The organism is Staphylococcus epidermidis, from assembly GCF_006742205.1.
GTDB classification, from domain to species: Bacteria; Bacillota; Bacilli; order Staphylococcales; family Staphylococcaceae; genus Staphylococcus; species Staphylococcus epidermidis.
Window position 1 is genome coordinate 1,315,878 of sequence record NZ_AP019721.1, and the last position, 12,545, is coordinate 1,328,422.

Sequence of the window (12,545 nt, forward strand, 5' to 3'; positions counted from 1 at the left end):
CTTGCTTTTTACCGACAATATTGGTATTTTATTAAATGAATCATGGATTAAATTAAAATGATTATAATTCTTAGTAGAGGAGTGAGGCTTCCGTGGAAGAACGATTAAATCGCGTGAAGCAACAATTACAACAATCTTCATATAAATTGACTCCACAAAGAGAGGCAACTGTTAGAGTATTAATTGAAAATGAAAAAGATCATCTTAGCGCAGAAGATGTGTACTTAAAAGTCAAAGATAAGGCTCCAGAAATAGGATTAGCTACCGTTTATAGAACTTTAGAATTGCTAGCTGAAATAAAAGTGCTAGATAAAATAAATTTTGGTGATGGTGTAGCTCGTTTTGATTTAAGAAAAGAAGGAGCCAAGCATTTCCATCATCATCTTGTTTGTATGGAATGTGGTAAAGTTGAAGAAATTGAAGAAGATTTATTACCTGAGGTTGAAAATCGTGTTGAAAATGAGTTTAATTTCAAGATTTTAGATCACCGTTTAACGTTTCACGGTGTATGTTCTGAATGCCAAGCCAAAAATAAGCAATAACTTATCCAATAGACAAGTTACCGCTTCAATAGGGGTGCCAACATGAATACTATCATTGAAGAATATTTAAATTTCATTCAAATTGAAAAAGGATTAAGTAACAATACTATAGGAGCGTATCGAAGAGATTTAAAAAAATATAAAGATTATCTTGAAGATAACAAGATTTCACATATCGATTTTATTGATAGACAAATTATCCAAGAGTGTCTTGGACACCTTATAGATATGGGGCAATCTTCAAAATCTCTCGCAAGGTTTATTTCTACAATAAGAAGCTTTCATCAGTTTGCATTACGCGAAAAATATGCTGCTAAAGACCCAACTGTTTTAATTGAAACACCCAAATATGAAAAGAAATTACCAGATGTGCTTGAAATAGACGAAGTAATAGCATTACTGGAAACGCCTGATTTAACTAAGAATAATGGATATCGTGATCGTACGATGTTGGAGCTTTTATACGCCACAGGTATGCGTGTAACTGAAATTATTCAATTAGATGTTGAAGACGTAAACTTAATGATGGGATTTGTAAGAGTTTTCGGGAAAGGGAATAAGGAAAGAATCGTTCCCTTAGGAGATACCGTCATCGAATATTTAACTACATATATTGAAACCGTAAGACCTCAATTACTCAAACAAACCACAACTCAAGCGCTATTTCTTAACATGCATGGAAAGTCTTTATCAAGACAAGGCATTTGGAAAATCATTAAACAATATGGTTTGAAAGCTAATATCAATAAAACGCTTACACCACATACATTACGGCATTCATTTGCAACACATCTCTTAGAAAATGGTGCTGATTTAAGAGCCGTACAAGAAATGTTAGGTCACTCTGATATTTCTACAACTCAACTTTATACACATGTATCTAAATCACAAATTAGAAAAATGTATACGCAGTTTCATCCAAGAGCTTAGTAATATAGGAATATGTAACCAGTAAATTTATGTTTAATAGCCAACCATAAATTTACTGGTCTTTTTTATTGCTTTTGTTTCGATACTGTCTATGGAATAGAGCACGTTCTCTATTTTTTATCACTTCAGTTCTGTCACGTTTAATATGATGATCAACAATATAAGGTTCCTTAATTATTTGAGAGGTAAACAAATAATCCGGATATTTACGTTTAATAAGTGTCTGAAACTCTGGTTCAATAGGTAATTGTAACGGAGTAAATTGTTTTTGTAATTTTACTGCTTCAATCATTTTCACAATAAGTTGTTTAAATTCATTGATATTAAGGTGTAATTGAGTGTCATCTTTAGCGTGGTTAATAGTTAATAAAGCTTTTTCAAAAGATTTTAATGCGCCTTTTAAATTCCCACGACGATAGTGATAATTAGCTGTTGCAAACAAAATGAGACTTACTACTGCATCATGTTTTGAAAAAGTATTTTGTGATTTCCAAGCATCTTCTAAAATATCATGACATAGGAAGTAATGTTGATGCTTATGAAATTGATAATAATAATCCATTAATGATTGATCCATTAGATTTCACCCATAATTTAAAAGTTGTATGTATTCATGCTATAATAATTTAGTGAAATATGCATTAACGATGCAATTTGATATAGAGGTAGATGTAATGTATGAAGTAAAACTCGATGCATTTAATGGTCCATTAGACTTATTATTGCATCTAATTCAAAAATATGAAATTGATATTTATGATATCCCTATGAAAGCCTTAACTGAACAGTACATGCAATATGTTCATGCGATGAATCAGCTAGAAATTAATGTTGCTAGTGAATATTTAGTTATGGCATCAGAATTACTAATGATTAAAAGTAAATTACTATTGCCTCAAACGAGCATCGAAGAAGATATAGAAGAGGATCCTCGTGAGGATTTAGTAGGAAGACTTATTGAGTATCAAAACTATAAAGAATATACTGAAATATTAAATACTATGAAAGAAGAACGCGATCTTTATTTTACTAAACATCCGACGGACCTTACTCATTTAGAGACAAATGAATCGTGGGATCCTAATCAAACGATTGATTTAACTGAATTGATTGTAGCTTATCAAAGAGTAAAAAATCGAGTTGAACTTAACACTCCTAAATCTGTAGAAATTAAAAAAGAAACCTTTACGATTCAACAAGCTACAGCACAGGTTACCGAACGATTAAAACAACATGAATCGTTTAACTTTTTCAGTTTATTTACATTTCATGAACCGGTCGAACAAGTTGTTACTCATTTTTTGGCAATTTTAGAAATGTCAAAATCAGGAATAGTTAATATCAAACAAACTAAACAATTTGATGACATTGACATAATTAGAGGAGTGAACTATAGCATTGGATAATATTGCAATACTTGAGGCATTACTATATACTTCTGGCGATGAAGGATTAGAACAAAAACAAATTATTGACATATTAGACATCAACCTCAATCAATTAGAAGATTTAGTTAGTAAATATCATTCACATGGCTTAACAATTCAAAGATACGGCTCAACTTATGTACTTACAACAAAAAAAGAAACTTCTACATACATAGAACAATTAGTCAAAGAAAAGTCTAAAATGAAATTATCCCAAGCAGCAATGGAAACACTCTCTATTATTGCATATAATCAACCGCTGACTCGTGGAGATATAGAAATGATTAGAGGAATTAATTCGGATGGAGCTGTAAAGACTTTAATCGCTAGGGGATTAGTAGAAGCCAAAGATGTTGATCATTCTAGAAGCCATCATTTAATAACCACAGATTTATTTCTAAATGTATTTGGAATCGAAAACTTAGATGCATTACCTACTACAGAAGAAGATGAAGCAGAAATGGATGAATTCTTTAGTAATTTAGTTAACCAAAAAGGAGAGTCAAATGAGTAAAGAACAAGAGAGATTACAAAAAAGAATCGCTAATAGCGGATATACATCTCGTCGAAAAGCAGAAGTACTTATCACTGAAGGACGAGTTAAAGTCAATGGACAAACTGTAACAGAATTAGGTTCCAAAGTGATGCCATCAGATTTAGTTGAAGTTGATGGTATTAAAATCGAACAAGAAGACAAAATTTATATTTTATTTTATAAACCAACTCAAGTCATTACAAGTGTCTCTGATGATCGTGGACGTAGGGTGGTTACGGATTACTTTGATGATCTAGAATCACGTATTTATCCGGTTGGACGATTAGATTATGACACATCTGGAGTTTTATTATTAACTAATGATGGAGAATTTACTAATTTGATGACACATCCTCGATATCACATTAAAAAGAAATACGTTGCTAAATTAAAAGGTTATTTAATGAGAGAGGAAATTAAGCAACTTGAAAAAGGAATAGAATTAGAAGATGGTTACACACAACCAGCACAAGTTAAAATAAAAAAGCAAGATAAAGAAAAAAATACGACTTTAGTTGAAATTACAATTAGTGAAGGGCGAAATAGACAAGTTAGACGTATGTTTGAGTATTTCGGTCATCAAGTTAATAAGTTAACAAGAATTCAATTTGGCCCTATAGATTTAAAAGGTTTGAACGCCGGTGAAGGAAGAGTTCTTACACCACATGAAGTAAAAATATTAAGACATTTGGCAGAAAACGGTAAATAAACACCAAAAAGATGTAATTACCATTAAGATTGATATTTTTTTCACAAGGTTAACCTTTGAGTCACTCAATAACGTTAACCTATGATATAATGACAAATGTATTTAACAGCAAGTGTAGGAGGTAGTAGAAAGTATGACTAACGAAATTTTAATCGTTGATGATGAAGATAGAATTAGAAGATTACTTAAATTATATTTAGAAAGAGAATCTTTTGAAATTCATGAAGCAAGAGATGGTAAAGAAGCCTACGAGCTTGCTCTTGAAAACAACTATGCGTGCATCCTCTTAGATTTAATGCTTCCTGAAATGGATGGAATTGAAGTTGCCTCTAAACTTAGAGAACATAAAGATACACCTATCATCATGCTTACTGCAAAAGGTGAAGAAACAAATCGTGTTGAAGGATTTGAATCGGGAGCAGATGATTATATTGTTAAGCCTTTCTCACCTAGAGAAGTAGTATTGAGAGTAAAGGCGTTATTAAGACGTACACAAACTGCAAACACTGAGCAAAGCGAACCGCATGCACGCGATATTATTGAATTTAGTCATCTAGTGATTGATAATGACGCTCATCGAGTCCTTGCGGATGATCAACAAGTGAATCTAACACCTAAAGAGTATGAATTACTCATCTATTTAGCTAAAACTCCAAATAAAGTATTTGATCGAGAACAGTTACTTAAAGAGGTTTGGCATTACGAATTTTATGGGGACTTGCGTACAGTAGACACTCACGTCAAAAGACTTAGAGAAAAGTTAAATCGAGTATCAAGTGATGCTGCACAAATGATACAAACTGTGTGGGGTGTCGGTTATAAATTTGAGGTAAAACCTAGTGATGAACCGACTAAATAGTGTTGTTATAAAACTGTGGTTAACTATTATTTTAATAGTAGCGACAGTTTTAATTTTATTAAGTGTTTCATTAATCACTTTTATACAATATTACTTTACGCAAGAAACAGAAAATGCAATTAAAGAAGATGCCAAAAGAATTAGTTCACTTGTTGAGAAGTCTCATAACAAAACATTAGCTATCCAAAATAGCCAAACACTCATTGATGGTGATGGACCGGGTGGCCTCATTATTATGAAAGACATGAGCGAGAAACCAGACTCATCGTATAAAGACACTAAAAAACAAATGTTTAATGAAATAAAAAAGAGTACTAAATTTAAAAAAGTGTTTAAAGAAGGTGAGTATGAAACTCAAAATATTACAATAAAAAATAAAGGTAATTCTCAATCTTATCTTTTGCTAGGATACCCAATGAAAGCTCAAAAAGGTGCTCAAAGTCATTATAGTGGTGTTTTTATATATAAAGATTTGAAATCTATCGAAGATACAAATAATGCTATTACAATTATTATATTAATAACTGCTATTATATTTACTATAGCAAGCACAATATTTGCATTCTTTTTATCTAATAGAATAACGAAACCCTTACGTCAATTAAAAACACAAGCACAAAAAGTTTCTGAAGGGGATTATAGTCAAATTTCAACTGTCGCTACTAAAGATGAAATAGGTGATTTATCACGTGCATTTAACAACATGAACGTAGAAATTCAAGAACATATCAAAGCAATTTCTTCATCTAAGAATATAAGAGATACATTATTAAACTCTATGGTAGAAGGCGTTCTAGGCATTAATAATCAACGTGAAATCATATTGTCAAACAAGATGGCTGATGATATTATGCGTCACATTGATGATTTTTCAAAAGAATCTATTGAACAGCAAATTGAAGCAACATTTGAATCACAACAGAATGAGTATTTAGAATTAGAAATTAATACAAGGTACTATGTATTTATCTCCAGTTATATAGATAGAATTCAAACAAATGGTAGAAGTGGTATTGTCATGGTCATCCGTGATATGACAAATGAACATAATCTTGATCAAATGAAAAAAGATTTTATAGCAAATGTATCACATGAATTACGTACGCCAATCTCTTTATTACAGGGTTACACTGAGTCCATAGTAGACGGTATAGTTACCGAACCAGATGAAATACGTGACTCATTAGCAATCGTTTTAGATGAATCTAAGCGACTTAATCGTTTAGTCAATGAATTACTAAATGTAGCTCGTATGGATGCTGAAGGATTATCAGTTGAGAAGGAATTACAACCTATTCAACACCTTCTTGATAAAATGGAGTCTAAATATCGCATGCAAAGTGAAGAATTAGGTTTAACAATGACGTTTGATTCTAATAATGACGAACAATTATGGAACTATGATATGGATAGAATGGACCAAGTGTTAACTAATTTAATTGATAACGCAACAAGATATACACAAGCTGGTGATTCTATAAAGATTTCTATTGATGAAGATTCAGATTTCAATATTTTAACAATAACTGATACAGGCACTGGTATAGCACCGGAACATCTGAAACAAGTATTTGACCGTTTTTATAAAGTGGACGCTGCTCGAAAAAGAGGTAAGCAAGGCACCGGATTAGGACTTTTCATTTGTAAAATGATTATTGAAGAACACGGGGGACGTATTGATGTTGAGAGCGAATTAGGCAAAGGTACTTCATTTATTATTAGACTACCTAAATCAAAACAAATTAGTTAGAAACTGAAAAGTATCATAAATTGTCAGTTTCAATGATTCTTTTGAAAACAGAGAAATTATAACGCAATACATCAAAAATAATATATGAAAAACGCCTGCGACTCAGAGTGATGTCTCAGGCGTTTTTTTGTATATAATCAGTAGATAACTAAATTGAACATAAATTTAATTATCATTTTATTTGAATAACTTCTACAAGTTTAAAGACATAATTTCAGAATCAATAAAGCCTATTTATTTATTTGTAAATATTTTATGTGTTAAAACTTAAATTCATGTTATATATTGATTTCATATTTTGTTATTAATGTCAAAACATTATATTAACCGTAAGCAGAAATATTGAGTTTTTAAAACTAATCATGTAATATAAATTTAAAATAAAATTGATATATTCATCTTCGGGGTAGGGTGTAATTCCCAACCGGCAGTAATCTAAGCCTGCGACGACAACGTATTAATTTTTGCTTTGTCTTGATTCAGTGAGAGTCTGAAGCCGACAGTATAGTCTGGATGGGAGAAGATGGAGGTTTTTTGTTGTTCAAATTTCCTCCTTTTCTAAGTAAGATGAATGGAAGGAGAAAATTATATATGCAACAAAACAAACGTTTGATTACAATTAGTATGTTAAGTGCGGTAGCGTTTGTGTTAACTTTCATCAAGTTTCCATTGCCATTTATACCACCGTATCTAACTCTCGATTTTAGTGATGTACCGACGTTATTAGCAACATTCCTCTTAAGTCCTATTGCTGGGATTATCGTTGCACTCATCAAAAATATTTTAAATTTTCTATTCAATATAGGGGATCCTGTTGGACCAGTAGCTAACTTTTTAGCAGGCGTCAGCTTTTTGCTATCATCATACTATGTTTATAGAAAAAGAAAAAATAATCGTTCTTTAATTTATGGATTAATTACAGGTACAATCGTTATGACTATTGTTTTGAGCATCTTAAATTATTTTGTGTTACTTCCATTATATGGAATGATATTTAATTTAGGTGATGTGCTTAATAACGTAAAAATTGTTATTGTGTCTGGAGTCATACCTTTTAATTTAATTAAAGGCATAATCATTTCCATTATATTTGTGCTGTTATTTAGAAGATTAAGACATATCATCAAATAAAAAACATTTAAAACCTTTTTTATTTATCTATTATAAAGACAATGTTCATATTCAAAATTGGACATTGTCTTTATCTTTATACTATTACTGAAGATATAAAGAAAGTGTAACTCATAAAAAATTTAACAATAGTGAGCGTAACGTTTTAAGGTATTATGTTTTTAAATTTCTTATCAAATAGAACACTGGTTTTAAAGAGCCATATAAAATGTCATCATTAGTTCCTAATAAACAACCCCAAATGAATCATATTAAACAATTCATTTGGGGATCAATTCATCTAATAGCTGATTATTTTATTGTTTATGGCTAGTTACCTTAAAAATTAATTCTCATACAAATTGTATACTATAAATAGTAATAAATCATTTAGATTAATTTTTATGTATTCTAAGAATCATATATTATTCAAATTTCAGTGCGTCACCATCAAATGGTTCGTCTTCAATTTTGATTGAGTCAGTAGGACAACCTTCTAGCGCATCTTCCATATCTTCATATAACTCTTCAGGCACTTCAGCAGTACCTTGGTTATCGTCAAGGATTACGTATGCAATACCTTCATCATCGTAATCATATATATCTGGAGCAGCTGCACCGCAAGCACCGCATGCTATACATGTATCCATATCAACGATTGTATATTTTGCCATATTTATTCGCCTCCTTTGATAAAAATGCTACACTAGTATTATAAATACAATTGTAGACATCGATAGATTACATTTCAATTTATTCGTTTTATAGAGTGAGGGTTTAATTTGTACAATATACTATCATACGCTATGAGTCATGCATTTAACTACAAAACCAATAAAAGTATCTATAATATTTTAACAGGCAAGAAGTCACACCAAACGTTTTTCGATGCGTCAAGCCAACAACTTTTGTCATTATATCATAGTTTACCTAACTTAAAGTATTCAACTTTTGAGCAATTTATACTCCAAAAGGATGATTTTAAAAAATCAATTCAAGTAAAAATACATCCACAATACACTTATGATAGTCTCACTCAAACCTTTAGTTGCATACAATTACTTATCCAAACGTTATCTCATACACGCAAGGAGTCAAATACATTTATTCCAATCGTTCAAAATACCTATATCCAACAAAGGGTTAAACAACTTTATCATCAGGTCATTGAATCAAATCAAGTATCAAATACTATAGACGAAATATATTTATTATTTGAGAATTTAAATAATAAATATAACCATACATTTCTTCATTATTATTTACAAGGATATGAGGAATCCATGTATACTAGACAACAAATAAGTTTAATTGAGAGTATACCACAATCAGAATTATTTGAACGAGAAATGAATGAACTGATTGACATATTGAATCAATTAAAAGATTCAACGAAATATCCAATACTTTCTCAAGCTATCATTCTTTCACCATTACTAACAAATACATACTTAAGCTATCAAAAGTTAAAATCTGGTCTCAATTTAAAAGAAATTGCTCAATTACAAAATGTAAAACTTAACACAATTGAAGATCATATTCTAGAAATGTATATTAAAGGTTATTTGATAGACTATACATTATTTATAAATAAAAAAGATATTCTCGAATTTATAAACTACTATCAAAAACATCGCGGTGAACGATTAAAATTTTATAAAGAACATTTTACTGATTGGACTTACTTTCAAATTAAGTTAGTTATAGTAGGAATAGAAAGAGGTGATTTAATTGCTGAAAGATAATTTAAAGGAATGGTTTGGTTTTGATGAATTTAAAGAGGGGCAAGAAGAAATTATTGATAGTGTCCTTCATGGAAGGCATACACTTGGAATTTTACCAACTGGTAGCGGTAAAAGCTTATGTTATCAACTCCCTACATATATATTAGAAAAACCGACATTAATTATATCACCACTCATTTCGCTTATGGATGATCAAGTTATGCAAATGAAGTTAAAAGGTGAAACACATGTTGCATGTGTACATTCCGGCATGGACGAAGTAGAAAAAAGAGACAATATTAAACGACTAAGTAAAAGTCGATTTATTTATTTAAGTCCAGAATATATACTGCAACCTCATAATTTTAAGTACATCGCTCATATCAACTTTGGATTAATAGTATTAGATGAAGCGCACTGTTTATCAGAGTGGGGGTATGATTTTAGACCTCACTATGCTTTAGTTGGTAAAATTATTCATCATTTTAATTCAGCAACAGTGTTAGCACTAACAGCTACAGCACCACCTCAATTAGAAACTGATTTATCTCACATTTTATCACTCAAATTAAATGTAGTTCAAAAAAGTATGAATCGAGAAAATATTAGCTTACAACACTATAATTTTAATGATGATGAGGGGAAGATTGAATGGCTGTTACCATTTTTATCTAATTCTGGGCCTACAATTATATATGTTTCTTCTAAAAAAAGATGTTTAGAACTAGCTCAAATGATTTATGACTCAGGATATCTAACAGGTATATATCATGGAGATTTAAGTTATCAGGAACGCCAAACAGTTCAACAACAGTTTTTTAATAATGACATCCCCGTTATAGTAGCAACAAGTGCTTTTGGAATGGGAATAAATAAAAAAGATATTCGTACAGTCATACATTTTCATTTATCATCTTCACCATCTAACTATTTACAAGAAATTGGTCGTGCTGGTAGGGATGGTAAACAAAGTCAAGCCATTAGTTTATTTCAACCTGATGATAGTTTTATTCTAGAAACACTACTATTCACTGATATTATCACAGATGACGATATTACAATGTTTGAGACGGGAAACCACTTACCAGATGAAAAGGAAAAAATTTTAAGTACTTTAAATATACAATTCACATTTAGCCAACTTAAAGATATATTTCATCAATCATATCAACGTAAGCGACTAGGTTATATGAGAATGATGGGCTATACTAATTTAGATCAATGTCGACGTAAATACTTACTAGAATTTTTTGGCGAACATCCTCAAAGTCCAAAACAATGTTGTGATCAAGATTCAAGATTAGAGCCTATTCAGATATTGAATCGTAAAAAGGTGAAAAGAAAACTAAGTTTTAATGAAAAATTATATAATTTGTTCGAAACCTAGCTATCACTTTACTTACTGAAATTTAACAAGCTATAATCAATATGTAGACCCAATTAAGCAGTGTTAAATACTTTTAATTATTTTACATATTTAATTTCAACTTGGGTATAGAGTTATAACGTGATTGAATTAATTAAAATGGAAGGGATGATAGTTGTGTCTAATAATAATTTTAAAGATGATTTCGAAAAGAATCGTCAATCTATTAATCCAGACGAACATCAAACAGAATTAAAAGAAGATGATAAAACAAATGAAAATAAAAAAGAAGCTGACTCTCAAAACAGTTTATCTAATAACTCAAATCAACAATTTCCTCCGAGAAATGCCCAACGACGAAAAAGACGCAGAGAGACAGCAACTAATCAAAGCAAACAACAAGACGACAAACATCAAAAAAATAGTGACGCTAAAACTACAGAAGGTTCATTAGATGACCGTTATGACGAAGCACAGTTACAGCAACAACATGATAAATCGCAACAACAAAATAAAACTGAAAAACAATCACAAGATAATAGAATGAAAGATGGAAAAGATGCAGCTATTGTAAATGGAACATCTGAGTCACCAGAACATAAATCAAAATCAACACAAAATAGACCCGGCCCTAAAGCTCAACAACAAAAGCGTAAATCAGAAAGTACGCAATCAAAACCGTCAACAAACAAAGATAAAAAAGCAGCTACAGGTGCTGGAATAGCTGGTGCAGCTGGTGTTGCTGGTGCAGCAGAAACATCCAAACGTCATCATAATAAAAAAGATAAACAAGATTCTAAACACTCAAACCATGAGAATGACGAAAAATCTGTTAAAAATGATGACCAAAAGCAATCTAAAAAAGGCAAAAAAGCAGCAGTCGGTGCTGGCGCAGCTGCAGGAGTTGGTGCGGCTGGTGTTGCGCATCATAATAATCAAAATAAACATCATAATGAGGAAAAAAATTCTAATCAAAACAATCAGTACAATGACCAATCAGAAGGTAAGAAAAAAGGTGGTTTCATGAAAATCTTGTTACCACTTATAGCAGCCATTCTTATTCTAGGTGCAATAGCAATATTCGGTGGTATGGCTCTAAATAATCACAACGATAGTAAAAGTGATGACCAAAAAATAGCGAATCAAAGTAAGAAAGACTCAGATAAAAAAGATGGTGCGCAATCCGAAGATAACAAAGACAAAAAATCTGATAGTAACAAAGACAAAAAATCTGATTCTGATAAGAACGCAGATGATGACTCTGATAATAGTTCCTCAAATCCTAACGCTACTTCAACTAATAATAACGATAATGTAGCCAATAATAACTCAAATTATACAAACCAAAATCAACAAGATAATGCAAACCAAAATAGCAATAATCAACAGGCAACTCAAGGTCAACAATCACATACAGTATACGGTCAAGAAAACTTATATCGTATCGCCATACAATATTATGGAGAAGGAACTCAAGCTAACGTAGATAAAATTAAACGTGCGAATGGATTAAGCAGTAATAATATTCATAATGGTCAAACATTAGTTATTCCTCAATAACATTATTAATAGTCTCAGTATTGGTGATAAACA

13 protein-coding genes and 1 riboswitch are annotated in these 12,545 nt (G+C 31.0%); of the genes, 11 read left to right on the forward strand and 2 right to left on the reverse strand.

Annotated elements, in window-relative coordinates:
- Positions 1-92: 92 nt before the first annotated feature.
- Both fur and xerD read left to right on the forward strand, forming a co-directional pair.
- Entirely contained in the window at positions 93-542 is a 450-nt protein-coding gene (gene fur / locus FNL83_RS06575; protein WP_001831103.1) for a ferric iron uptake transcriptional regulator, read from the forward strand.
- 42 nt (positions 543-584) lie between these two features.
- Positions 585-1,472, forward strand: coding sequence for a site-specific tyrosine recombinase XerD (gene xerD, locus FNL83_RS06580; protein ID WP_001831286.1), 888 nt, complete (start codon positions 585-587; stop codon positions 1,470-1,472).
- A gap of 52 nt (positions 1,473-1,524) precedes the next feature.
- Here xerD and FNL83_RS06585 read toward each other — a convergent pair whose 3' ends face one another.
- Positions 1,525-2,049: a DUF309 domain-containing protein gene (locus FNL83_RS06585; RefSeq protein WP_001831156.1), complete on the reverse strand. Its 525-nt coding sequence runs from the start codon at positions 2,047-2,049 to the stop codon at positions 1,525-1,527.
- Between the two features lie 97 nt (positions 2,050-2,146).
- On the opposite strand from FNL83_RS06585, the gene FNL83_RS06590 reads away from it, so the two are divergent.
- The 6 genes from FNL83_RS06590 to FNL83_RS06615 all read left to right on the forward strand — a co-directional run bounded on the left by FNL83_RS06590 (position 2,147) and on the right by FNL83_RS06615 (position 7,883).
- On the forward strand, positions 2,147-2,878 hold the full coding sequence (locus FNL83_RS06590) for a segregation and condensation protein A (RefSeq protein ID WP_001831064.1): 732 nt from the start codon (positions 2,147-2,149) through the stop codon (positions 2,876-2,878).
- The gene (scpB, locus tag FNL83_RS06595) at positions 2,871-3,413 is read left to right on the forward strand and encodes an SMC-Scp complex subunit ScpB (RefSeq protein WP_001830975.1); all 543 of its coding nucleotides are present in this window, start codon (positions 2,871-2,873) and stop codon (positions 3,411-3,413) included. The genes FNL83_RS06590 and scpB overlap by 8 nt, the downstream gene beginning before the upstream one ends.
- On the forward strand, positions 3,406-4,143 hold the full coding sequence (locus FNL83_RS06600) for a pseudouridine synthase (RefSeq protein WP_001830978.1): 738 nt from the start codon (positions 3,406-3,408) through the stop codon (positions 4,141-4,143). Before scpB ends, FNL83_RS06600 begins: the two co-directional genes overlap by 8 nt.
- A gap of 133 nt (positions 4,144-4,276) precedes the next feature.
- Positions 4,277-5,002, forward strand: coding sequence for a response regulator transcription factor (locus FNL83_RS06605; RefSeq protein ID WP_001831066.1), 726 nt, complete (start codon positions 4,277-4,279; stop codon positions 5,000-5,002).
- Complete coding sequence (locus FNL83_RS06610; RefSeq protein WP_001831150.1) at positions 4,986-6,752, forward strand: ATP-binding protein; 1,767 nt, start codon at positions 4,986-4,988, stop codon at positions 6,750-6,752. The genes FNL83_RS06605 and FNL83_RS06610 overlap by 17 nt, the downstream gene beginning before the upstream one ends.
- Before the next feature lie 393 nt (positions 6,753-7,145).
- Positions 7,146-7,281: riboswitch (FMN riboswitch) on the forward strand.
- Positions 7,282-7,343: 62 nt separating this feature from the next.
- Positions 7,344-7,883: an ECF transporter S component gene (locus tag FNL83_RS06615; RefSeq protein ID WP_001830988.1), complete on the forward strand. Its 540-nt coding sequence runs from the start codon at positions 7,344-7,346 to the stop codon at positions 7,881-7,883.
- A gap of 404 nt (positions 7,884-8,287) precedes the next feature.
- On the opposite strand, the gene FNL83_RS06625 is transcribed toward FNL83_RS06615, so the two are convergent.
- Entirely contained in the window at positions 8,288-8,536 is a 249-nt protein-coding gene (locus tag FNL83_RS06625; RefSeq protein ID WP_001831262.1) for a ferredoxin, read from the reverse strand.
- Between the two features lie 108 nt (positions 8,537-8,644).
- Between FNL83_RS06625 and FNL83_RS06630 the strand changes: the two genes are divergently transcribed.
- From FNL83_RS06630 to ebpS, 3 genes are all read left to right on the forward strand, one after another.
- On the forward strand, positions 8,645-9,607 hold the full coding sequence (locus FNL83_RS06630) for a YpbB family protein (RefSeq protein ID WP_001831191.1): 963 nt from the start codon (positions 8,645-8,647) through the stop codon (positions 9,605-9,607).
- Positions 9,594-10,973, forward strand: a complete 1,380-nt coding sequence (locus tag FNL83_RS06635; protein ID WP_001831100.1) for a RecQ family ATP-dependent DNA helicase — start codon at positions 9,594-9,596, stop codon at positions 10,971-10,973. Before FNL83_RS06630 ends, FNL83_RS06635 begins: the two co-directional genes overlap by 14 nt.
- Positions 10,974-11,129: 156 nt before the next feature.
- Positions 11,130-12,512, forward strand: coding sequence for an elastin-binding protein EbpS (gene ebpS / locus FNL83_RS06640; protein ID WP_010959181.1), 1,383 nt, complete (start codon positions 11,130-11,132; stop codon positions 12,510-12,512).
- Positions 12,513-12,545 lie beyond the last annotated feature (33 nt).

Bases quoted from the DNA above. Each gene is read 5' to 3' on its own strand.
- xerD (WP_001831286.1), top strand. From the start codon at position 585: ATGAATACTATCATTGAAGAATATTTAAATTTCATTCAAATTGAAAAA.
- FNL83_RS06585 (WP_001831156.1), bottom strand. From the start codon at position 2,049: ATGGATCAATCATTAATGGATTATTATTATCAATTTCATAAGCATCAA.
- FNL83_RS06590 (WP_001831064.1), top strand. From the start codon at position 2,147: ATGTATGAAGTAAAACTCGATGCATTTAATGGTCCATTAGACTTATTA.
- FNL83_RS06600 (WP_001830978.1), top strand. From the start codon at position 3,406: ATGAGTAAAGAACAAGAGAGATTACAAAAAAGAATCGCTAATAGCGGA.
- FNL83_RS06605 (WP_001831066.1), top strand. From the start codon at position 4,277: ATGACTAACGAAATTTTAATCGTTGATGATGAAGATAGAATTAGAAGA.
- FNL83_RS06610 (WP_001831150.1), top strand. From the start codon at position 4,986: ATGAACCGACTAAATAGTGTTGTTATAAAACTGTGGTTAACTATTATT.
- FNL83_RS06615 (WP_001830988.1), top strand. From the start codon at position 7,344: ATGCAACAAAACAAACGTTTGATTACAATTAGTATGTTAAGTGCGGTA.
- FNL83_RS06625 (WP_001831262.1), bottom strand. From the start codon at position 8,536: ATGGCAAAATATACAATCGTTGATATGGATACATGTATAGCATGCGGT.